The 23,020-nt window shown below is 72.6% G+C and carries 14 protein-coding genes, 1 tRNA gene and 1 riboswitch; of the genes, 7 read left to right on the forward strand and 8 right to left on the reverse strand.

From position 1 onward, the window contains the following. Positions 1-96 precede the first annotated feature (96 nt). A complete protein-coding gene (locus tag ACP4E5_RS22200) occupies positions 97-1,371 on the forward strand; it encodes an MFS transporter (protein WP_425841560.1) in 1,275 nt (424 codons plus the stop codon). Positions 1,372-1,384: 13 nt separating this feature from the next. Here ACP4E5_RS22200 and ACP4E5_RS22205 read toward each other — a convergent pair whose 3' ends face one another. Further along, entirely contained in the window at positions 1,385-3,046 is a 1,662-nt protein-coding gene (locus ACP4E5_RS22205) for an ATP-binding SpoIIE family protein phosphatase (RefSeq protein WP_425831324.1), read from the reverse strand. A 158-nt stretch (positions 3,047-3,204) separates the two neighbouring features. Next, positions 3,205-4,563, reverse strand: coding sequence for an NAD(P)/FAD-dependent oxidoreductase (locus ACP4E5_RS22210; protein WP_425831326.1), 1,359 nt, complete (start codon positions 4,561-4,563; stop codon positions 3,205-3,207). A gap of 473 nt (positions 4,564-5,036) precedes the next feature. Here ACP4E5_RS22210 and ACP4E5_RS22215 point away from each other — a divergent pair, with 473 nt between their 5' ends. Together ACP4E5_RS22215 and ACP4E5_RS22220 are read left to right on the forward strand one after the other, a co-directional pair. Beyond that, the gene (locus ACP4E5_RS22215; RefSeq protein WP_425831328.1) at positions 5,037-5,801 is read left to right on the forward strand and encodes a TetR/AcrR family transcriptional regulator; all 765 of its coding nucleotides are present in this window, start codon (positions 5,037-5,039) and stop codon (positions 5,799-5,801) included. Between the two features lie 239 nt (positions 5,802-6,040). Then, complete coding sequence (locus ACP4E5_RS22220) at positions 6,041-7,942, forward strand: sigma-70 family RNA polymerase sigma factor (RefSeq protein ID WP_425831330.1); 1,902 nt, start codon at positions 6,041-6,043, stop codon at positions 7,940-7,942. Positions 7,943-7,952: 10 nt separating this feature from the next. Here ACP4E5_RS22220 and ACP4E5_RS22225 read toward each other — a convergent pair whose 3' ends face one another. Both ACP4E5_RS22225 and ACP4E5_RS22230 read right to left on the reverse strand, forming a co-directional pair. Next, positions 7,953-11,234, reverse strand: coding sequence for an ATP-binding protein (locus tag ACP4E5_RS22225; RefSeq protein WP_425831332.1), 3,282 nt, complete (start codon positions 11,232-11,234; stop codon positions 7,953-7,955). Between the two features lie 89 nt (positions 11,235-11,323). Continuing rightward, positions 11,324-13,417 (reverse strand): asparagine synthase-related protein, encoded by a 2,094-nt coding sequence (locus ACP4E5_RS22230; protein ID WP_425831334.1) that lies wholly within the window; start codon positions 13,415-13,417, stop codon positions 11,324-11,326. A gap of 619 nt (positions 13,418-14,036) precedes the next feature. Between ACP4E5_RS22230 and ACP4E5_RS22235 the strand changes: the two genes are divergently transcribed. From ACP4E5_RS22235 to ACP4E5_RS22250, 4 genes are all read left to right on the forward strand, one after another. Then, positions 14,037-15,458 carry an NsdA family TPR-like regulatory protein gene (locus ACP4E5_RS22235; protein ID WP_425831336.1) on the forward strand — a complete coding sequence of 474 codons (1,422 nt, stop codon included), beginning with the start codon at positions 14,037-14,039 and terminating at the stop codon, positions 15,456-15,458. Positions 15,459-15,549: 91 nt separating this feature from the next. After that, complete coding sequence (gene lhgO / locus ACP4E5_RS22240; RefSeq protein WP_425831338.1) at positions 15,550-16,782, forward strand: L-2-hydroxyglutarate oxidase; 1,233 nt, start codon at positions 15,550-15,552, stop codon at positions 16,780-16,782. Positions 16,783-16,909: 127 nt separating this feature from the next. Next, complete coding sequence (trmB, locus tag ACP4E5_RS22245; protein WP_425831340.1) at positions 16,910-17,677, forward strand: tRNA (guanosine(46)-N7)-methyltransferase TrmB; 768 nt, start codon at positions 16,910-16,912, stop codon at positions 17,675-17,677. Positions 17,678-17,759: 82 nt separating this feature from the next. Beyond that, on the forward strand, positions 17,760-19,073 hold the full coding sequence (locus tag ACP4E5_RS22250) for a PrsW family intramembrane metalloprotease (RefSeq protein ID WP_425831342.1): 1,314 nt from the start codon (positions 17,760-17,762) through the stop codon (positions 19,071-19,073). Here ACP4E5_RS22250 and ACP4E5_RS22255 read toward each other — a convergent pair. The 4 genes from ACP4E5_RS22255 to ACP4E5_RS22270 all read right to left on the reverse strand — a co-directional run bounded on the left by ACP4E5_RS22255 (position 19,067) and on the right by ACP4E5_RS22270 (position 22,965). Then, complete coding sequence (locus ACP4E5_RS22255; protein ID WP_425831344.1) at positions 19,067-20,023, reverse strand: aldo/keto reductase; 957 nt, start codon at positions 20,021-20,023, stop codon at positions 19,067-19,069. The two genes, ACP4E5_RS22250 and ACP4E5_RS22255, sit on opposite strands and share 7 nt — an antisense overlap. A gap of 126 nt (positions 20,024-20,149) precedes the next feature. After that, a complete protein-coding gene (locus ACP4E5_RS22260; RefSeq protein WP_425831346.1) occupies positions 20,150-21,202 on the reverse strand; it encodes a M23 family metallopeptidase in 1,053 nt (350 codons plus the stop codon). 11 nt (positions 21,203-21,213) lie between these two features. Next, a riboswitch (cyclic di-AMP (ydaO/yuaA leader) is annotated at positions 21,214-21,361 on the reverse strand. 243 nt (positions 21,362-21,604) lie between these two features. Further along, a complete protein-coding gene (locus ACP4E5_RS22265; protein WP_425831348.1) occupies positions 21,605-22,723 on the reverse strand; it encodes a PP2C family protein-serine/threonine phosphatase in 1,119 nt (372 codons plus the stop codon). 168 nt (positions 22,724-22,891) lie between these two features. Then, a tRNA-Met gene (locus ACP4E5_RS22270) sits at positions 22,892-22,965 on the reverse strand. Positions 22,966-23,020 lie beyond the last annotated feature (55 nt).

Consider the following 23,020-nt stretch of genomic DNA (forward strand, 5'->3'; position numbering starts at 1 on the left):
GTACTCTTTAGCTTCGAACTTTAGCTTCTAAGTCTTCAGTACTAAGACCCGCCAGTGGGCGGGCCAGTGAAAGGGCAGGTGAAAGTGACCAGGGCGATGGGCGCCGCGATGCGCCGAATTCAGGTGGGCAGCGCGCTGAGCGCGTTCGGCATCGGCTTCACGGTTCCGTTCCTCTACGTGTACGTGGCGGAGGTCCGAGGTCTTGGCGCCAGTGCGGCGGGGATCGTGCTGGCCGCCTTCGCCATGGCCGCCCTCGTCGTCCTCCCCTTCACCGGTCGCGCCATCGACCGGCGAGGTCCGCTGCCCGTGCTCGTCGCGGCCTCGCTCGTGGCGTCCGTGGGCGCGGTCGGTCTCGGGTTCGCCACCTATGAACCGGCGGCCATCGTGGCCGCCGCGGTCCTGGGCGCCGGGACGGCGGTGCTTCAGCCGGCGCTCGCGACCATGATCGTGTGGTGCTCCGCGCCTGAGACGCGCACCCGTTCGTTCGCAACGCAGTTCTTCCTGCAGAACCTGGGGCTCGGCATCGGCGGGCTCATCGGCGGCCAGATCGTGGACGAGACCAGGCCGGACAGCTTCCTGCTGCTCTTCGGGATCGAAGCGGTGATGTTCCTGGTGCTCGCCGGGATCGTGCTGAGCGTGCGGATGCCGCACGCACCCGCTCTCGGTGAGGCCGTGCCGAAGGGTGAGGGCAAGGGGGGAATGCGGGCACTACTGCGGCACCGGGCAATGGTGCAGCTGTGCGTGCTCGGGTTCGTGTTGTTCTTCGCCTGCTACGGGCAGTTCGAGTCGGGGCTGAGTGCCTACGGCGTCGAGGCGGCCGGGATCTCGGCGTCCACGCTCGGGATCGCGCTCGCCGCCAACACGGCGATGATCGTGGTCGCCCAGTTCGCCGTGCTCAAGCTCGTCGAGCGGCGGAAGCGGACGCGGGTGATCGCCGCGGTGGGGCTCATCTGGACCGTGGCCTGGCTCTTCGCCGGGTACGCGGGGGTCGGGCACGGGAGCCGGGCGATGGCGACCGCCGCGTTCATCTCCACGTACGCGCTGTTCGGCCTCGGTGAGGCGATGCTGTCGCCGACCGTGGCGCCGCTCGTCGCCGACCTCGCTCCGGCCGGGATGGTCGGGTCGTACAACTCGGCCTTCGCGCTGGTGAAGCAGCTCGCGCTGGCGGTCGGGCCCGCGGTGGGCGGGCCGATGGGGGCCGCGCTGCACGGTCCCTACATCGTGACGTTCGTGCTGTTCTCGCTGGCCATCACCGTGCTGGCGCTGCGGCTCGGCAAGCGGCTCACGCCGGTGCAGGACCAGCCCTCGCTGGCCGGCAGCCGTGTGGTGATGCAGAGCTCGCCGGAGCCCGCGACCGCCACGTCCGGCTGATCCGGCTGAGCCGTCACGCCGGGGGTGCTCCCTGGGGCTTGCCCGGTGGGAGTACGAACTCGCACCAGACCGCCTTGCCGCCGCCCGGCGTGCGCCGGGAGCCCCAGTTCGAGGCGATGGTGGCGACGATCGCGATGCCGCGCCCCGCCTCGTCCGCCGGTTCAGCGCGGCGGCGGCGCGGCAGGTGGTCGTCCCCGTCGGTCACCTCGATGATCAGGCGGCGGTCCGTGCGGCGCAGGCGAAGGCGCATGGGCGGGGTGCCGTGCTGGAGCGAGTTGGCGACGAGTTCGCTGGCCGCGAGGACGCCCAGGTCGTGGAGTTCGTCGGCGAAGCGCCAGCTGGTGAGGACGCCGGACGCGAAGGCACGCGCGCGTGGCGCCGCCTCCACGCCGCCGAGCAGTTCGAGCGCCGCGTTGCGGAAGCGCTCGCCTTCGGTGCCCTTGCGGGCCGGGTGCTGAAGGACAAGGACCGCGACGTCGTCGTCGTGATCGGCCGTGACACCGGCCGCGCGGATCAGCCGGTCGCAGACCACCTGGGGCGTGCCGGTCGCGCCCGCCAGCGCGTTCTCGAGCGCGGCCACCCCCTCGTCGATGTCCTCGTCGCGCCGCTCCACCAGGCCGTCGGTGTACATGACCGCCGTGGACCCGGCGCCGAGCGGTACCGAGCCCGAGGCGTGCAGCCAGCCGCCGGTGCCGAGCGGCGGGCCCGTGGGCTCGTCGCCGCGGTGGATCGTGCCGTTCTCGTCGCGTACGAGGATCGGCAGATGGCCCGCGGACGCGTAGACGAGGCGGCCCTCGTTCGGGTCGTGGACGGCGTAGACGCACGTGGCGATCTGTTGCGGGTCGATTTCTGTAGCGAGGCCGTCCAGTAGTTGGAGTACCTCGTGCGGGGGCAGGTCCAGGCGGGCGTAGGCGCGGACCGCCGTGCGGAGCTGGCCCATGACCGCCGCCGCCCGGACGCCGCGGCCCATGACGTCGCCGATCACGAGGGCCGTGCGGCCGCCGCCGAGGGTGATCACGTCGTACCAGTCGCCGCCGACCGCGGCCTCGGTGCCGCCCGGCTGATAGGTGGCCGCGATCCGCAGGTCGTCCGGTTCCTCCAACTCCTGTGGCAGGAGCGAGCGTTGGAGGGTGACCGCCGTTTCGCGCTGTTCGCGCTCGCTGGTGCGCAGGCGCTCCGCCGCCTCCGCGTGGTCCGTGACGTCGGCCGCGAAGATCAGTACGCCGGGTCCTTCCGCGGTCTCCAGCGGGGTGCAGGTGACGGTGTACGAGCGGCCGCCGGACGTCTTGCGGGACTTGACCGTGCGGGACTTCCCGCTGCGCAGCACCTGGTCGAGGAACGGGAGCAGGCTCAGCTCGTCGAGCTCGGGCAGCGCCTCGTGGGCGGGCTCGCCGGCGGTGCGCTCGCCGAAGGCCGCGACGTACGCGTCGTTGACGTACGCGATGCGGTGCTCGGGGCCGTGCACCAGGGCGACGAGGGCGGGGATGCGGTCGAGGACCTCGCGTACGGGCAACTCGTCGACGCCGCCCTCCTCGCCGGGCTCCGCTTCGGACAGGTGCTCGGCGCGGGCGGCGGGGACCGCGCCGTCCGCCCGGTGGGGTCCGCCGTGGTCGGCCCGCGCCGCCGCGCGGCGCTGCGTTCCGGGGAGCCGGGCGCTCCAGCGCGTGAAGTTCACAGGGGAAAAGCCTCGTGGGGGTCGAGGGCGGGCGAGGGGCCCGCCCAGGGTCGTGGACCAGTCTGGCCGACCGTACTGACAAACGTCAGACGCCGGTCCGCGCGCGGAGGTTCCGCGCTGCGGTCACCGGCGGTCCGTCGGGGGCGTCAACAGCACGCTCAGGGCGACCCCTTCGGGTTTTCCGGAGGCCCTGACGGGGTGTCACGGGAGGGTCCCCCAGATGGGTCCGTAGGAGGGACCGCTCCGGCCGCGAGTTCGAACTCGGCGCGGGGCCGTTCCAGCGAGCCCAGCGAGACGATCTCTCGCTTGAACAGGCCGGTGAGTGTCCATTCGGTCAGGACGCGAGCCTTGCGGTTCACGGTGGGCACCCTGCTGAGGTGGTAGACGCGGTGCATGAACCAGGCAGGGTAGCCCTTCAGTTTGCGGCCGTAGACGTGTGCGACGCCCTTGTGGAGACCGAGGGACGCCACCGAACCCACGTACGCGTGCTCGTAGTCGGTGAGCGGTTCGCCGCGCACGGAGGCCGCGATGTTGTCGCCGAGGGTGCGGGCCTGGCGCACCGCGTGTTGGGCGTTGGGCGCGCACTCCTTGCCGGGCGCCGTGACGTCCGGGACGGCCGCGGCGTCGCCTGCTCCCCACGCGTGCGGGGCGCCGTCGACGGCGAGCGTGGCGGTGCACTTGAGGCGCCCGCGTTCGTTCAGCGGCAGGTCCGTGGCGGCGAGCAGCGGACTCGGCTTGACGCCGGCCGTCCACACGACCGTGCGCGTCGGGAAGCGTGAGCCGTCGCTGAGCACCGCCACGCGGTGCTCGCAGGATTCGAGCCGGGTCTCCAGGCGTACGTCGATGTTGCGGCCGCGCAGTTCACGGATCGTGTACTGGCCCATTTCCGGGCCCACTTCGGGCAGGATCCGACCCGAAGCCTCCACGAGGATCCACTTCAGGTCCTCGGCCTTGACGTTGTGGTAGTACTTCGCCGCGTACCGGGCCATGTCCTCCAGCTCGCCGAGCGCCTCCACGCCCGCGTACCCGCCTCCTACGAAGACGAAGGTGAGCGCCGCGTCGCGGATCGCCGGGTCACGCGTGGAGGAGGCGATGTCGAGCTGCTCGATGACGTGGTTGCGCAGGCCGATGGCCTCCTCGACGGTCTTGAACCCGATGCCGAAGTCGGCGAGCCCGGGGACCGGGAGCGTGCGGGACACCGAGCCGGGCGCCAGGACCAGTTCGTCGTAGGTGAGGGTGGCCGCGCCGGTGCCCTCCTCGTCGCTGGCCAGCGTGGTGTACGTGGCCGTGCGCTTGGCGTGGTCGATGGACTGCGCCTCGCCGACGATCACCTGGCACAGGTCGAGCGCACGGCGCAGCGCGACGACGACGTGGCGCGGCGAGATGGATCCGGCGGCGGCTTCCGGCAGGAAAGGCTGATAGGTCATGTACGGGTCGGGGGTGATCAGAATGATCTCCACGGCACCGCTCTTGAGCTCCGGTTTGAGCTTCTTCTGGAGCCGCAGAGCCGTGTACATCCCGACATAACCGCCGCCGACTACGACAATGCGCGTACACCTCGGGGGTACGGGGGCCGACCCCGGAAGATTGCAGTCCTCACCCTCCCATGACGCATCGGGCCCATGCGTTTGTCCACAGCCCCGACCATTTGTATGACGACCGGAAGTACCGTTTCTGTCCCGGCAGTCGGCCCGCGTACGCGGGAGGTTCGCAGGTCAGCGTCCGGAGTGGGGGTGCGGGCCGGGCAGCCGGGCGTCGGGGCCGTCATGGCTAAATCCCGTACGTACCTCTTTCGAGGGGCGGCCGGTGCGGAACCTGCCTCTTCTGAATCGCCTCCGGCTCAACTATGTTCGTCTCCTGTCGGGGTGTCTGGGGGGATACGCGGGCGGATCAGGAAGCGGTCCGGGAAATCGCTGTCTGTTCCTCTGGCTCCGACAGACAATGGCGGGGAGTGTCTCCGGGGGGAGACGTCATTACCGGGGGAACACATATGCACATTCAGGACTCTCATTGGACCTCAGCCTCTGCCGTCGCGCCCTCGGGCGCGACCTCGGGGGCCAACGGGCGGGGGGCGGGCGACAGTTCGCGCTCCACGCCGCTGCGTGTGGACGCACAGCGCAATCTTGAGCATGTGCTGCGCGCGGCCAGGGAGGTCTTCGGCGAGCTGGGGTACGGGGCGCCCATGGAGGACGTGGCGCGTCGCGCTCGCGTCGGGGTGGGCACGGTGTACCGGCGCTTCCCCAGCAAGGACGTACTGGTGCGGCGGATAGCCGAGGAGGAGACCGCGCGGCTGACCGACCAGGCGCGCACGGCGCTCGGCCAGGAGGACAAGCCGTGGTCGGCGCTCTCGCGCTTCCTGCGGACCTCGGTCGCCTCGGGTGCGGGCCGGCTGCTGCCCCCGCAGGTACTGCGGGTCGGGGTCGCGGACTCCGAGGAGGGGGTGCGCGGCGAGCTGCGCGTTCCCGAGCAGCGTGCCGCGACACCGGAGCTGCGGCTCGTCGAGCAGCAGCCGTCGGCCGTCGGCGACGGCCTGCCCGCGGACGACACGGGGGCCGCGGCGCTCCTCGAGGTCGTGGGCCGGCTCGTGGACCGCGCACGGGAGGCCGGTGAGCTGCGCGCCGACGTGACCGTGTCGGACGTGCTGCTGGTCATCGCGACGGCGGCGCCGTCGCTTCCGGACGCCGTGCAGCAGGAAGCGGCCTCCGCCCGGCTGCTCGACATCCTGCTCGAAGGGCTGCGGTCCCGGCCCGCCTGACCGGTCGGATCCTCACCGTTCCGAGGGAGTGACCGCGGGTCGACCAGCTGGTCACCCGCGGTCAACTGACGTTTACGGGACGGTGGTTGAGGCTTCCCCGAACGGGTGATCCTTAGGGGTCGCGCACGCGAAATCTCCACGGATGAGTGGTTGCCGTGCAGCAACCACTTCGGGGGCCCGTGCGTGTGGCACTCTTTCCCGGTGATCGGGTCAGAGTGGGCGGTCGGGGGCATTCCGCAATGAGCGTTGACGGGCGGGACGAACAGCGGCCGGAGGGCGGCGGGACGAGTGCCGGGAGCCCGCCCCCGCGGCAGGTACCGAGCCAGGGCGGACCGGGGCGCACGCCCGCCGAGCAGCCGGACGTGCAGACGTCCGTACCGCCCCAGCGCGAGAGCGGCTCCTCGGGCGTCGATGGCGAGGCGCCGGCGCCGTCCTCCGACGCCGATCTGATCGGCCGCATGCGCGCGGGCGACGACAGCGCCTACGAGGAGCTGTACCGCCGCCACTCCGCCGCCGTGCGCCGCTACGCCCGCACCTGCTGCCGCGACGGGCACACCGCCGACGACCTCACGGCCGAGGTCTTCGCCCGCACCCTGCAAGCCGTGCGCGCCGGCAGCGGACCCGAGCACGCGGTGCGCGCCTATCTGCTGACCACGGTGCGCCGCGTGGCCGCGGGCTGGACGAAGTCGGCGAAGCGCGAGCACCTCGTCGACGACTTCGCCGTGTTCGCCACGCAGGCCGCCCGCTCGACCGAGGCCCTGGACGACGACACGCTCGACCTCGGCGCCGACGTCCTCGCGATGCACGAGGCCGAGCAGTCGATGGCCATGCAAGCCTTCCGCTCGCTGCCCGAGCGCTGGCAGGCCGTGCTGTGGCACACGGAGGTCGAGGAGGAGTCGCCCAGCGAGGTCGCCACGCTCTTCGGGCTCGACGCCAACGGCACGCGCGTGCTCGCCAAGCGCGCCCGCGAGGGCCTGAAGGAGGCCTACCTCCAGGCACACGTCTCGACCACGCTCACCCAGTCCGAGGAGTGCGCCCGCTACGCGGACCGGCTCGGCGCCTACGCGCGCGGCAGCCTGCGCACGCGGGCGGAGCGGGGCCTGCGCAAGCACATGGAGGAGTGCGCCAAGTGCCGCCTGGCGGCAGGCCAGATCAAGGAAGTCGCCAGCGGCATCCCCGGTGTCGTCCCGATCGCGGTCATCGGCTGGTTCGGCGCCGCCGGGTACGCGAAGGCGGCGGCGTTCATCGGCGGTGGCGCCGCGAGTGCGGCGGGCGCGGCCGGGGCCGGTGCGGCCGCGGCCTCGGGCAGCGGATCCACGAGCGGCGGCGCCGCCGGTGGCGCCGCGTCCGAGGGGCTCGGGGCCCCCGCGAAGGCGGGGATCGCGGCCGGTGTGGTGGCCGCCGGTACGGCCGTCGCGCTGGCTATGGCGCTCACCGGCGACCCGAAGCCCAAGCCGGAGGCGCACGAGAAGGCGCCGCCGCCCGCCTCGCAGCCGATCGAGCCGAAGAAGCCGAAGCCCGAACCGAAGCCGCCGAAGCCGAAGCCGGAGCCACCGGCGCCCAAGCCGAAGCCGACGCCCAAGCCCACTCCGCCGAAGCCCACCCCCAAGCCGACCCCGAAGCCCACGCCCAAGCCGACGCCGCCGAAGCCGACGCCCAAGCCCACTCCGCCCAAGCCGACCCCGAAGCCGACGCCACCCCCCGCCCCGGCCGTCTACCAGGTGAACAAGCTGCAGTACGACCCCGTCGGGGACGGGTCGAAGCCGGAGATCCGCCTCGGCGAGAGCAGCTGGGTGTGGCAGCGCTACGGCATGTCGATCGCCGGCAAGCAGTACGCGAACGGGGTGTCGGTGCACTCCCGGTCCTCCGTCACCATCGACCTCAACCGGAGCTGCACGGCGTACGACGCCTATGCCGGTGTCGACGACATGACGCTCGGTCTCGGCGCCGTCCGGTTCTCCGTCTACGTCGACGGGGCGAAGGCCTGGAGTTCGTCCGTGATCAAGGGCCGTCAGGCCGCTGTGCCGGTCCATGTGAACGTGGCAGGGGCGAAGTCGATCCGGCTCGTCACCGAACCGAACAGCCCGGCCGACTCGGTGGCGGTCGCCGACTGGGCGGAGTCCCGCTTCACCTGTAGCTGAGCCCCCGGCGTCAGGTGCCCGTACCGGTGCCGGCGCCGGCCTCCAGCTCCGCCAGAAGACGCTCGTGCGTGAGCGCGCCGCCCACCGCGCGCTCGGCCTCGTACCGTGCGTCGCCGAGCTCGGCCCGCGCGCGGGATTCCGCGGCCTCGTACTCCTCGCGCTCCGGCAGCGACCTCGGCAGATCGGCGCGCAGCACGTCGGCGGCCGCGAACAGGCGCACGCCGCGCGTCATGTCGCCCGCGCGCATGTGCAGTTCGGCCCCGACGTCGACGAGGCCCGCCGTCACCGACTCGGCCGTCCGCCCGAGGACGTCGTCGCGCAGCAGGCGCGCCACCATCGCGACGCCGGCCGCGGGGCCCGACTCGGCGGCCGTGACGCGCGCGTCGACCATGCCGAGGGCCGCGACGAACTGCGGTGGCGGGGTGCCGCCCTCGGCCACGGCGCGCGAGGCGTCGCAGTGCTCGCGCGCGGCGGCCACGTCACCGTCCGAGAGAGCGAGGTAGGCCCGCAGCAGCCGGGCGAAGGCGGCGGAGTCGACCACCCCGTACCGCTCCGCCTCGTCGGTCGCCATGTCGAGCGTCTTCTTCGCGGTGTCCCGGTCGCCGGCGCGGAAGGCGATCTCCGCGAGGCGCGCCATGAGGTACGGCGACTCGGCGTACGCCCCCACTTCGTAGGCGAGCAGCAGCGCCTCCTCGTACTCGGCCTTCGCCTCCTCGAACCGGCCGCGCCCCATGGCGGCCTCGCCCGCCGCGCTGCACACCTGGGCCCGCATCCAGCGGTCGCCCACCCGGCGGCTCAGGACCCGCAGTTCGGCCAGGTCGTCGTCGACCCCGCTCATGTTGCCCGGCATGTCGACCGCCACGTGCGCGCGGAACATCAGGGTGACGCCGAGCTCCCAATCGCCGCCGAAGCGACGGCAGTTGGCGACGGCGGCGTCCAGACGGGCGCGCATGTCGCGCCCGTCGAGGTGGAACAGCGTGAACGGCCAGATGATGCCGGGGAAGCGGGCGACCTGCGGGTTGGGCGGCGCGAAGACGGACTGCACGCGCAGTGCGTACGCACGCTGTTCCTCGTCGGCGACGACGCTTTGCGGGTAGATCTCGGAGAGCAGGAACAGCGAGAGCAGCCGCAGGTTCATCTGCGGCCAGTACATCGGGTCCTCGGGGTCCTCGGGGAGCACGCCGTCCGGCAGCATTCCCATGATGCGCTCGACCCAGTTCGAGCCCTCGTGGCGGTAGTTGCGCAGCCACCAGAACCAGCCCATGTGCAGCGCCAGGGCGATCGCCGACTCCAGGTCGACGGGGCCCGGCCCGGAGGTGACGCGGGTCAGCGCCGCGCGGATGTTGTCCAGCTCCGCCTCCAGGCGCTGGATCCACGGGAGTTGCTCGGCGGAGCGCAGCTTGGGCTCTGCCGTCTCGACCAGCGCGCGCACGTGGGCGATGTGCCGCCGCTCGGCCTCTGCCAGGAGCTCGGGGGCCTGCGCGGCACGCTCCGTGGCGTACTCGTGGATGGTCTCCAGCATCCGGTAGCGCATGCCGGCGCCGCGCTGCTCCTGTTGGGGCGCGGCGACGAGCAGGGACTTGTCCAGGAGGGAGCCGATGACGTCGGCGACCTCGCTGGTGGAGCACACGGCCTCCGCCGCCTCCAGGTCCCAGCCACCGGCGAAGACGGAGAGCTCGCGCAGGGTGTCGCGCTCCCGCTCGTCGAGCAGGTCCCAGGACCAGTCGACGACCGCGCGGAGGGTCTGCTGGCGGGGCAGCACCGTGCGGCTGCCGCCGGTGAGCAGGCGGAAGCGGTCGTCGAGCCGGTCCGCGATCTGGCGGGGCGTGAGCAGCCTGAGGCGGGCCGCGGCCAGCTCGATGGCCAGCGGCAGCCCGTCGAGGCGGCGGCAGATCTCGGCGATGGCCTCGGCGGTCTCCGCGGACCGGCCGGGTTCGAAGCCGGGGCGGACCGCGGCGGCCCGTTCGGCGAACAGGCGGTGGGCGGGGTCCGGGGGCAGCGGTTCGACGGGGCGCACGGACTCCCCCGGGATGCCGAGGGGCTCGCGGCTGGTGGCGAGGATCGTGAGGCTGGGGCAGCGCGTGAGGAGGGTCTCGGCGAGCTGGGCGGCCGCGCCGATGACATGTTCGCAGTTGTCAAGGATCAGGAGCAGGCTGCGGTGTGCGCAGTGCTCTACGAGGAGGCTGGTCGGATCGGTCTGCGGGGCCGACAACTCGTTCGTCATCAGGACCGTCTCCCGCAGGTCCAGTGCGCTGACGACCGCGCCCGGCACCGCCAGCGGATCGTCGAGCGGCGCCAGCTCGACCAGCCAGGCGTCCGGGAGAGGAGCGGCGGCCTCCTCCGCCAAGCGGGTCTTGCCGGAGCCGCCCGGGCCCGTGAGGGTGACCAGACGTTCTCCTCGCAAGTGGGAACGGATGGCGGCGAGTTCGGGTTCCCGTCCGACGAACGAATTCAGCCGGGGACGGAGGTTGCCGGTCCGGGTCGGAGGGGCGGACAATTTGAGCCCCTGCGGCGATTGAGCAGCGGGGTCCGGGGCAGAGCCCCGAGACGTCAACCCCGAGTGGGTGCTCGGAGCCGGGGCGTTCAGCAACTCCACGTACAAAGCGGCGAGTTCCGGCCCCGGGTCCGCCCCCAGGCCGTCCGCCAGCACACGACGCGCCTCCTCATAAGCGGCCAGCGCATCCGCTCCCCGGCCCGAGTCCCGCAGCGCGCGGATCAGCAGGGCGCGCAGCGGCTCGTCGTACGGGTGCGCGGAGGTGAGCTCCCGCAGCTCCGGTACGAGGTCGTGGGCGCGGCCCAGACGCAGATCCGCCTCCACGCGCGCGCGGGTGACGTCCTGGCGGCGGGCCTCGTGCCGGGTGGCGGCCAGGTGGTCGGGGAGGTCGGCGAGGGCCGGGCCGCGCCACAGGGCGAGCGCGTCCCGCAGCGTGCGGGCGGCGGTCTCCGGGTCGTCCGCGGCGAGGGCCGCGGCGCCCTCACGGGCCAGGCGCTCGAAGACGTACAGGTCGACGTCCCCGCGGCCCGCGGCGAGGCGGTAGCCGCCGGTCTCCGAGGTGACCGCCTCCTTGCCGAGCGCGCGGCGGAGCCGGCCGACCAGCGCCTGGAGGGCGGCCGGGGCGTCGGCGGGCGGGTCGTCGGCCCAGACGTCGTCGATGAGCGCGTCGGTGGGGGCGGTGTGCGGGGCGTGCAGGGCCAGGGACGTGAGCAGGGCGCGCAGCCGCGGGCCGCCCACGGGCACGGCTGTGCCCTCGTCGTCGTATGCCTGTGTGGTCCCCAGGATCTTGTACTGCACTGAGGCATTGTCGCCGCTGAGCGGCGCGAGGTCCCAGTCTTTTCCCCTGCTCGGCCGCGCCGCTCCCGGCCGTCGGGCCGTTGCCTCGGTTACCTCGGCCCCGCTCCCAGGGCGCGCTCCGGTACGACGCTTCCCGTCGGCACGGCACGCGCGCGTGCGGGGGTGCCGGTCCAGCAGGTGCCGCGGCGGGCGAGGAGGCGGCGCAGCCACAATTCGAGGGCGACCAGGTCCGCCAGGCCGTCGAGCGGCAGTGGTTCGCCGTCGGCCGCGGCGCGCAGGGCCTTGCGGACCACGCGGGCCTCGACCAGGCCCGTCTGCGCGAGCAGGGGCGTGTCGAAGAGCCCGATCAGCTGGTCCGCGGCGAGGCGGAGTCCGGCGCGGGTCGCCGCGGACGACGAGGCGTGCGAGGGGGCGCCCCAGCCGGGCGGCAGATCGCTGACGCCCGCGCCTTCGAGGACCCGGCGCAGGATCTCGGCGCGGGCCCCCGGTTGGACGCGCAGCGCCTCGGGCAGGGCGCGGCAGGCGCGGACGACCTGGTTGTCGAGGAAGGGGGCGTGCAGGCGCTGGAAGCGGACCTCGGCGGCCTGTTCGAGGATGCGCAGGTCCGCGGCGTGCCGGGCGAGGCCCGCGCGGGCGCGGAACTCTCCGGGGCGCTGGCCAGGTCCCGGGCCCGGTCGGGTCTTGCCGTCGTGAAGGCGAACCGATACTTCAGCGAGGGCCTCGCCGGTCAGCCAGCGCGCGGCGGGCCCCGGTCTGGCCCACGCGAGGGCGGCGAGCGAGGCCCCGACGGCGCCGCCCGGTTCCTCGAAACTGCGCTGGAGCAATCGGCTGGAGAGTCCTTCGAGGCCCGCCTTGTAGGGCGTACGGGCGAGCTTTCTGGCCGCTCCGTAGACACGCGCCGGCACCGTGAGGGAGCCGTCCGCCTTCGTGAGCGCCGCGACGGGGCGCACCATGTGGCGCCGCCGCCGGTCCATCAACAGGTCGGCCAGGCGCGCCGGGTGGGCGTCCAGGACCTGGCGGGCCCCGTAGCCGGTGAAGTGGTCGGCGCTGCCGGAGACGAGACGCGCGCGGTGGCGTGCGGCCGTGACGAGGGACGGGCTCGGCTCGTCGGTGAGCGGGCCGTCCAACTCGGCGTACGGCAGCGCCTCTTCGCCTGCCGCCACCACTACGTGGTGGAGGCGCGGGTTCGCGGCGAGCGCCCCGGCTCTCTCGAGCTCCGACTCGTGCTGTTCGGCCCGCGACGAGCGGTCGTTGAAGGTGACCGCCAGGAGGCGCTCGCCCGCGCCCGTGCCGTGCCCGAGGACCGTGCCGGGCATGCCCGGCAGGCCCGCCGCGAGGAGGGCGAGGGTGCCGGACGCCGGTCCGCCGGAGACGTCGGCGCCGATGCCGGGTACGGGCATGCCGCGAGCGGCCCGCCGCTCGGCGGGGCCCATGCCGGGCACGGGGCCGGGGTCCAGGTCGGTGCCGGGCACGTGCCGGGGCGCCGCGAGCCGGGTCCGTACGGCCTCCACGAGGGCGTCCCTGACGTCGTCCACGGCGCTCTCCGGGTCGACGGCCCCCGCGCCCACGGCGAGCGACGCCACGGGCTCGTAGCCGGCGATCTCGCGGGCCCCGGCGCGCAGGATCAGCGCGTGACCCGGCGGGATGCGGTGCACGCCCTGGTACGGCGTCGAGTCGTGGAGCGCCTCCGGGACGTCGGGCGCCGCGAGCAGCGCGGCCAAGTGCCCCACGTCCAGGTTGGCTTCGATGAGATCGGCGAGCGGGAGCGCCGCCGTCGCGTACGCGGTGCCGCCCGCCCAGGGGGTGTGGAACACCGGGCGCGCGCCCGCGAGATCGCCCACCACCGTGACGCGGCGGCCCACTTGGACGACGGCCGTGTAGCTGCCGGGCCAGGCCGTGAGGTGGCGCAGGGCGCCGCCGCGCGCGGCGAACAGGCCCACCCGCAGTTGCTCGTCGGAGGCTCCGCAGACGCCGAGGACGGCGATCCGCGTCCGGTCGTCGGCCTTCACGATGCGCACTTCGTCGGCGCGCCAGTCACCGACCGCCCACAGCGGATCCGGGTCTCCCCACAGGAGTTGGGAGCCCACCGGGTGTACCGTTTCGCCTTCCGTTCCCATGGCACCCGCGGAACCGAGGGCAACGGGCCCGGAGGCGGCACTGCTCCACCCCACCAACCAGCGCATCGCCGCCTCCACAGGCTGTGGACAACAAAAGGGATCCCCATGCTGCCACGAAGGCGGCCCCGAGGAGGGGACACGACGCAGGGAAGGAGCGGCCGGTAAATGGCGTACGCTCCCCCTAATGCGCCCCTTTTGAGCCGTAGTTGAACCGTGGTACGACCCGGGCGAGTGCGGATGACAGGGGCGAGATTCGGCCAAATCGGCCGTTGATGGCCGGAGCTGAACACCCCGCTTCGGCCACAGCGCGCAACGCACAGTCCGGGAGGCGGACATCGCCTCCCGGACCGGTCCGCCGCCCGCGGGGATGTAGGCGGCGGTGTCCCCCAGCCCACTGGATCCAGTACAGCGGGCCGACCCACGCAGGTCCCATGCAACCGCCGCCCTGTCGTCCGGGTAAGAGCGCACGCACGGGCGCACGGCACCACGCCCGGAGCACACGGTCACACGGCGTGGCCTGCGCCGTACTTCAGTACGGACAACAATCCCGCCATCCGGAATGACGACCCTTAACGCTTGGGATGCGGCGAACTACGCTGGGTGTACGAATGCCGCGCGGTTATGCCAGGCCGAAACAGTCGGCGTGGTGCCCGGCGCGGCAGCCGTCTGTGTCGAGGGGTGGCTCATGTCCAGGGAGCAACGCGGGCCGAACGAAAAGCTCGGCGCCGTCCTCGCCCTCGCGGGAATCAGCAACGCGGGACTCGCCCGCCGTGTCAACGACCTTGGTTCGCAACGCGGATTGACGCTTCGCTACGACAAGACGTCGGTGGCGCGCTGGGTGTCGAAGGGCATGGTTCCGCAGGGCGCGGCCCCGCACCTCATCGCCGCCGCGATCGGCCAGAAGCTCGGCCGCCCCGTGCCGCTGCACGAGATCGGCCTGGCCGACGCGGATCCCGCGCCCGAGGTCGGTCTCGCCTTCCCGCGCGACGTACGGGCGGCGGTGAAGTCGGCGACGGAGCTGTACCGGCTCGACCTCGCCGGGCGGCGGGCGGGCAGCGGCGGGATCTGGCAGTCGCTGGCCGGCTCGTTCGCGGTGAGCGCGTACGCGACGCCCGCGTCCCGGTGGCTGATAACCCCGGCCGACTCGTCGGTGGCCCGTGAGGCACACCATGTGGAGGACGGGGCGCCGCAGAAGGTCGGCCACAGCGATGTGCAGAAGCTGCGCGAGGCCGCGGAGGACGCGCGGCGCTGGGACTCCAAGTACGGCGGCGGCGACTGGCGTTCGTCGATGGTGCCCGAGTGCCTGCGGGTCGAGGCGGCGCCGCTGCTGCTCGGCTCGTACTCGGACGAAGTGGGGCGCACGCTGTTCGGGGCGGCGGCCGAACTGACGCGCCTGGCCGGGTGGATGGCGTTCGACACCGGGCAGCAGGAGGCGGCGCAGCGGTACTACATCCAGGCGCTCAGGCTCGCGCGCGCGGCGGCGGACGTGCCGCTCGGCGGGTACGTCCTCGCCTCCATGTCGTTGCAGGCCACCTACCGCGGCTTCGGTGACGAGGGCGTCGACCTCGCGCAGGCCGCCATCGAGCGCAATCGTGGTCTCGCGACGGCCCGGACCATGAGCTTCTTCCGGCTCATCGAGGCACGCGCGCACGCGCGCACCGGTGACGGGCACGCGGCCGGGGGCGCGCTGCGGGCCGCCGAGGGGTGGCTCGAGCGGGCCCGTGACGGCGACTCCGATCCGTCGTGGCTCGGCTTCTACTCGTACGACCGGTTCGCGGCGGACGCGGCCGAGTGCTACCGCGATCTGAAGGCGCCCCGTCAGGTGCGGCGCTTCACGGAGCAGGCGCTGTCGAAGCCAACGGAGGAGTTCGTGCGCTCGCACGGGCTGCGTCTCGTGGTGTCCGCGGTGGCCGAGCTGGAGTCGGGGAACCTGGACGCGGCATGCGAGCAGGGGACCCGGGCACTCGAGGTGGCCGGGCGGATCTCGTCCGCGCGGACGACGGAGTACGTGAAGGATCTGCTGCACCGCCTGGAGCCGTACGGGGACGAGCCGCGGGTGGTGGAGCTGCGGGAGCGGGCCCGGCCGTTGCTGATGGCTCCGGCGTAGGACGACGGGGGCGGTGACGGTGACGGGCGGCGGCGAGGCGGAGCCCGTCCGATCCGATGTCCCGGCCTGATTGTCAGTGGAGTCGGGCAAGATGCTGGGTGTGTCGGGAGTGGAGGTGAGGCCCGTGGGGGCGGCTGCGTATGACGGGGACGTGCTGGTGGTCGGCGGGGGGATCGTCGGGCTCTCCACCGCGTATGCCGTGTCGCGGGCGGCGCCGGGGACCCGGGTCGTCGTCCTGGAGAAGGAGGAGGGCCCGGCCCGGCACCAGACGGGGCGGAACAGCGGGGTCATCCACAGCGGGATCTACTACCGGCCGGGCTCGCTCAAGGCACGGTTCGCGGTGCGCGGCGCCGCCGAGATGGTCAAGTTCTGCGCGGAGTACGGGATCGCGCACGAGGTCACCGGAAAGCTGATCGTCGCCACGGAGCGCGAGGAGCTGCCGCGCCTGCACGCCCTCGTCCAGCGCGGCCGGGAGAACGGGATTCCGGTACGCGAGCTCGGCCCCGCGCAGATCCAGGAGTACGAGCCGGAGGTGCGCGGCCTCGCCGCGATCCACGTGGGGACGACGGGGATCGTGGACTACCGCGCGGTCGCCGAGCGCTTCGCCGAGGCGTCCGGGGCCGAGATCCGGTACGGGGCGGACGTCGTGCAGGTCGACCGGCGCGCGGACCGCGGCGTCGCCGTGCGGACGAGAACCGGGGACGTGGTGCGCGGGCGCGTGCTCGTCAACTGCGCGGGACTGCGCTGCGACGAGGTGGCGCGGCTGACCGGGGACGACCCGGAGATGCGCATCGTGCCGTTCCGGGGCGAGTACTTCGAGCTCGGACGGCAGGACCTGGTGCGCGGGCTCGTCTACCCCGTGCCGGACCCGGCGTTCCCGTTCCTCGGCGTCCATCTGACGCGGGGGATCGACGGCGGCGTGCACGTGGGGCCGAACGCGGTGCCGGCGCTCGCCCGCGAGGGCTACGGGTGGGGGGTCGTCCGGCCCGGGGAGGTCGCCGGGACGCTGGCGTGGCCGGGAGCGTGGCGGATGGCGCGGCGGCACTGGCGGTACGGGGCGGGGGAGGTTCACCGGTCCCTGTCGAAGGCGGCGTTCACCAAGGCTGTGCGCAGGCTCGTGCCCGGAGTCACGGCGGAGGACATGGTGCCGGTGGCGGCGGGCGTGCGGGCGCAGGCGGTGCTGCGGGACGGGACGCTTGTGGACGACTTCCTGATACGGGAGGGGGTGCGGGCGGTTCACGTGTTGAACGCGCCTTCGCCTGCGGCGACGGCGTCCCTGCCGATCGGGCGGGAGATCGCGCGGCGGGTGCTTGCGTTGCTGTGACCCGGCGCCGTGGTTGACGCCTCGGGGCTCCGCCCCGGACCCCGCTGCTCAATCGCCGCAGGGGCTCGGTTTACCGGCCCCCGCTGGAAGCGGACCGCTGCCGGGCGCCCGTAAAATCGGTTCCACTGTGTCTGAGTCGTCTGAAACCCCCGCGCCCACCGCCCGCCCCAACGAGCCGCGGTTTCCCGACGGGCCCCGGCCCGACCCCGCGCGGTCGCACTACGAGCACCGCATCCGCAGCTTTCAGCCCCGCCGCGGCCGGGTCACCGACGCGCAGGCCGACGCCCTGCAGCGGCTGTGGCCCAAGTGGGGCCTGGACATCGACGGGCAGCGCACGCTCGACCTCGCGGAGCTGTTCCCCGGCGTCGAGCGCGTCGTCCTGGAGATCGGCTTCGGCATGGGCGAGGCCACGGCGCAGATGGCGCAGGACGATCCGACGACCGGCATCCTCGCGGTCGACGTGCACACGCCGGGCCAGGGCAATCTGCTGAACCTGGCGGAGCGCGCGGGGACGGACAACGTACGGGTGGCGAACGGCGACGCGATCGTGCTGCTGCGCGACATGCTCCCCGCCGACTGCCTCGACGGGCTGCGCGTCTACTTCCCGGACCCCTGGCCCAAGAAGCGCCACAACAAGCGGCGCCTGATCCAGGCCGAATTCCTGTCGCTCGTGGCGGGCCCGCTCAAGCCGGGCGCGCTCGTGCACTGCGCGACCGACTGGGAGGACTACGCCGAGCAGATGCTCGAGGTCCTGGAGGCCCACCCCGACTACGAGAACACGATCGAGGGTGGCGGGTTCGCGCCGCGGCCCGCGTTCCGGCCGCTCACCCGTTTCGAGGGCAAGGGGCTCGACAAGAGTCACGTGGTGCGCGATCTGCTGTTCCGTCGTCGCTGAGTCCGGACCCCTCGCCACAATCACCCGACGAGGCTTGATGCGCCCCGTCGCGGCGGGCCGCGTCCCTCGTTAGGGTCAATGCGTGGCCTCGTATCCGGTCTATCCGCAGCACCAGGACGACGCCCTCGGCGCACACCCGAAGGGCGCTGTCCGGCATCCGCGCTGGTGGGAGCGGAAGGGTGTGCGGGCCACCGCGCTGGCGACGCTGCTCGCGCTCTCCGGGGCCGTGATCCTCGCCCTCGTCCGCGAGCAGACCGGCACGGAGGGTTTCCTGGTCGGGCTCGGGCTGGCCGTGCTGCCCGTCCCCCTCCTCATATCCGCGTTCCGCTGGCTGGACCGCGTACAGCCAGGACCCTGGCGGAATCTGATCTTCTCCTTCGCCTGGGGGGCGTGCGCGGCGGCGCTGATAGCGATCGTCGCCAACAGCTTCGCGACCCGCTGGATAGAGACCGCGACCGCCGACCCGTCCAGCGCCGACACGCTCGGCGCCACCGTCATAGCCCCGATCGTCGAGGAGTCCGCGAAGGCGGCGGCCGTGCTGCTCGTCTTCCTGTTCCGCAGACGGGACTTCACCGGAATCGTCGACGGCGTCGTCATCGCCGGGGTCACCGCCACCGGCTTCGCGTTCACCGAGAACATCCTCTATCTCGGCAACGCCTTCGGCACCGACCAGATGTCCGGCACCGGTCCCGGCCTGACCTCGGTCACCGCCGCCACCTTCTTCGTGCGCGTCGTGATGTCCCCGTTCGCGCACCCGCTGTTCACCGTGCTGACCGGCATCGGCTTCGGCATCGCCGCCGCCATGGCGCCGGGCCGCGGGCGGCTGTGCCGGATGCTGCTCCCGCTCGCCGGGCTGCTCGCCGCGATGGGCATGCACGCGTTCTGGAACGGCTCGTCATCGTTCGGCGAGTACGGCTTCTTCGCGGTGTACGCCGCGTTCATGGTGCCGGTGTTCGGCATCCTCACCTGGCTCACGGTGTACGTACGCCAGCGCGAGCTGCGCACCGTCCGCCAGGAGCTGCCCGCCTACGTCGCCGCGGGCTGGCTCGCCCCGCCCGAGCCGTTCGCGCTCGCCTCGCTCAAGGCACGGCGCCTGGCCCGCGACTTCGCGACGCACTACGGCGGTCGAGCGGCCGCGACGGCGGTCGCCGAGTACGAGGACTGCGCGACGTCCCTCGCGCTGCTGCGCCACCGCGGCCGCAGGGGTAAGGCCGGCGCGGACTTCGTCGTACGGGAGCGGGAACTCCTTGAGGCGCTGTGGGCGCGGCGCCACTACGCGCGCCCGGCGCTCGCGTACGGCTCCCAGATCGCGGCGCCGATGTGGCTGCCCCCGGTGTACGCGAGCCCGCTTCCGCAGGGCCCCGCGTACACCTACGACAACCCGTACCGCTACTGAGACGCCGCCGTGAGCCGGTCGAGCTCCGCCCGCGTCAGCTCCACGTCCGCCACCGCGAGCAGCGCCGGGAGCTGTTCGACGGTCCGCGCGGACGCGATCGGCGCCGTAACCGTGGGCTGCGCGGCGAGCCAGGCGAGGGCGACCGTGGCGATCTCGGCGTCGTGCGCCTGCGCGATCTCGTCGAGGGCGGTCAGGACCCGCTGCCCGCGCTCCGTCTCCAGGTACGCGCCGGCCTTCGCGGCGCGGGCGCTGTCGACGCGCTGCCCCGGCCGGTACTTGCCGGTCAGGAAGCCGGAGGCGAGCGCGTAGTACGGCACGGCCCCGATGCCCGCGCGGGCGGCGACGTCCTGCAGCTCACCCTCGTACGCGTCGCGCTCGACGAGGTTGTAGTGCGGCTGGAGCGCGACGTAGCGGGCGAGGCCCTCGCGGTCGGAGAAGTCCAGGGAGTCCTGGAGGCGCCGCGCGGAGATGTTGGAAGCGGCGATGTGGCGTACCTTGCCCGCCTTCACCAGTTCGTCGAGGGCGCCGATGATCTCCTCGACCGGCACCTCGGGCTTGTCGTAGTGCGTGTAGTACAGGTCGATGTGGTCGGTGCCCAGGCGCTTCAGGGAGGCGTCGGCCGCGGCCTTGATGTTGGCCGCGGACAGGCCCTGGAACTCGGGGTGCTGGCTGCCCTTGGTGGCGATGACGACGTCGTCGCGGCGGCCGCGCGAGGCCAGCCACTTGCCGATGACGGTCTCCGACTCACCGCCCTGGTTGCCGTCCACCCACGCCGAGTACACGTCGGCGGTGTCGATGAAGTTGCCGCCCGCGGCGACGTACGCGTCGAGCACCTCGAAGGACGTGGCTTCGTCGGCGGTCCAGCCGAACACGTTGCCCCCCAGGGACAGCGGGAAGACCTCGAGGTCGGAGCTGCCGAGCTTGCGCAGAGATCGAGTGGAGGAAGTCATGCCGTTACTCAACACCCGTACGGAATACGGTGTTCCACGATCACCCCGCCGGATACCCAAAGGGTGTGCAAAACCGGCGGCCCTGGCGTCGGGGGGTGAGCGCCAGGACCGCCGGGGTTCGGCGACTCAGGGGGTGAGGCCCTTGCCGCGCAGCCATGGCGCCGGGTCGACGCCGGTGGACTGCCCGTCTGGGTGGACCTCCAGGTGGAGGTGCGGCCCGGTCACATTGCCCGTGGCGCCCACGCGGCCGATGACGTCGCCGGTGGAGACCTTCTGGCCCGCGCTGACGTTGAGCGAGGACTGGTGGCAGAACCACAGCTCCGTGCCGTCGTCGAGGGTGAGCACCGTGCGGTAGCCGTACGCGCCCGCCCAGCCGGCCTCCGTGACCGTGCCGGAGTGGATGGCGCGGATCGGCGTGCCCGTGGGGGCGGCGAAGTCGAGGCCCGTGTGGTACCCGGAGGACCACATGGAGCCGGGCTGACCGAAGGTGCCGGTGATCGTGTACGAGGCGACCGGGAGCTTGAAGCTGGCGGCCAGCTTGGCGAGGCGCTCGGCCTCGGCCTTGCGGCGGGCCTCCGCCTCGGCCTTCTTCTTCTCGGCGGCGGCCTTGGCATCGGCCTCGTCCCGCTTGGCGGCGGCCTCGGCTGCCGCCTGCTTCGCGGCCGCCTCCTCCGCCGCCTGCTTCGCCGAGGCGTCGGCCGCGTCCTGCTGCGTCTCGGCCTGCTGCATGATGCGGGCCCGCAGCGCCTCGCCGGCGCCGGTCTGCCCGTCGGCGGCATCGGCCTGGGTGACACCGGCGCCGCTCAGCGGGGAGGCCGTGGCGTCGGAGTCGGAACCGGAGTCCGAACCGTGGGATATGAGCGAGCCCACGCCCGGCAGCGACTTGGCCTCGGGCAGCGAGTCCTTGACCGCGGACAGGTCGGGCATGGAGATGTGGACCGGCGGCTTGCCGCCCTGTGCGGTGGCGATGCCGCCCGCACCGACGGCGGCGACCACGCCGACGCCGAGAACAGTGGAGCTACGAGCGAAACCACCGCGGCGGCGGGCCACGCGATGCTTGCCGCGAAGGGGAGCGACGGACTCCTCGGTGGGATTCCACTCCTCCCAGGACTCCTGCTCGACGCCGAAGTCGTCATCGGGGCCGTAGAAGAAGTCGGGGGCAGGCCGGTTCGACGCCACGGGGGCGCTCTCCTTTCCTTCCTTCTCGCCTACCGGGTTAGCTGACGGGTTCGGAGCAGGAAGGTCTCCTACGGGCGCCTCCCGAGACAGGAAGAGCGTCCGATTCACCCCAAGTTGATGGTTCCCCGGTTCCCTTGCGGGATTAAGCGTGTGCGCACGGAGCCGTCTCTTGTGACGGCTGGGACGACCGCGCTGCGTTATCGAACGTTAATAGACAGCAGACAGTAATTCCAAGCGCTTCCCACTGATCGTTCACGACTCTGGCCAGGACTTATCGGGTCATGAAGGGGCGGAACCGGGCGAGTTGATCGCGGCTCGCAAACATCCCAGCAACTGATGGTGCGTCAATTGTTATGCGGAGCGACGCCGTTCGGCTACCTCTGGTAACAATGATCAAGGAACTCAGCCGCGTCGCACGGCGAGCAGCGCCATGTCGTCCTTCGTCCCGTCGCCGGTGTGCGCGCGCACCTCCGCGGCGAGGGACGCGAGGAGTTCCTCGGGCCCGGGGAAGAGGCGCCCGGAGAGCCGGGCCGCCGGATCGTAGAAGCGGCCGCTCGGATCGCGCGCCTCGGAGAGCCCGTCGGTGTAGAGCAGCAGCGTGGCCGCGGACGGGAACGCCGCCTCGACGGCACGGTCGGGCCAGCTGCCGAGTTCGCTCATCCCGAGCGGCAGCGCCGCCTGGCACGGTTCGAGTGCGCGTACGGTGCCGTCGCCGAGCAGCAGCAGCGGGCTGGGGTGGCCGCGGTTGAGGACGCGGACGAGCTCGACGCCGTGCGGGATCTCGGCGAGCACCGCGGTGGTGAAGCCCTCGAAGTCGTCGATGCCGCTGCGCCGGGTGCCCTCGCGGGCCAGGGCCCGCTCCAGGCGCTGGGCGACCGCCTCCAGGGAGCCCTCCTGCTCGGCGGCCTCCCGGAACGCGCCGATGACGACGGCGACCGCGGCGACCGCGCCCATCCCCTTGCCGCGCACGTCACCGACGATGATCCGGATGCCGTGCGGGGTGTCCTGGACCGCGTAGAGATCGCCGCCGATGAACGCGTCGGCCTGCGCCGCCTCGTAGCGCGCCGCGATCACGAAGCCGCCGAGCCGCCGGGCCGGCTCGGGCAGCACCGCCAGCTGCGCGGCCTGCGCGATCTCACGGGCGGAGGCCAGCTGTTCGTGACTTCGGCACACGATCCTGTTGAGCAGACAGGCCAGGAGGCAGACCGTGGCCACGGTGACTATCTCGGTGACGAACACGGAGTCAAGGTGCTCCGTGAAGCGCAGGTGCACGGCGACGATCGCACCGATCGACACCGCGCCGACCAGGATCGTCGCGCCGAGCGAGAAGAACGGGGCGGCCACCAGCGGCGCCGCGCTGAACAAGGGGGCGCCGGGGAAGCCGCTGGGGGTGGCGTACTCGTAGGCCGCGCCGCCGAGGACCAGCAGCAGAGGCAGCAGCCGCAGGAAGAGGCGGGTGCAGGCGGCCTCGGAGCCGTGCCGCCCCCCTCTCCCGCCGGTGCCTCCTCTTCGCTGCCCCACCACTCGTCTCCTGCCGTTCCCTGCCAGCTTCCGGCGTCTCACCAAGAGTTCCCGCACGGGGGCGCGGGGGCGAGCAGGGGTGGGCCGTACGGGTGGAGAACGTGACGGGCGCAACACGCAAAAAAACCGAGGCCGGAATCTCGATGAGATTCCGGCCTCGGTCTTCAGTAGCGGGGACAGGATTTGAACCTGCGACCTCTGGGTTATGAGCCCAGCGAGCTACCGAGCTGCTCCACCCCGCGCCGTTGTGTTCACAACTCTACGCCATCAGGGGGAGTGAACGCGAATCGCTTCGCG

Source organism: Streptomyces fractus (assembly GCF_049844455.1).
In the GTDB taxonomy this organism is placed as follows: domain Bacteria; phylum Actinomycetota; class Actinomycetes; order Streptomycetales; family Streptomycetaceae; genus Streptomyces; species Streptomyces fractus.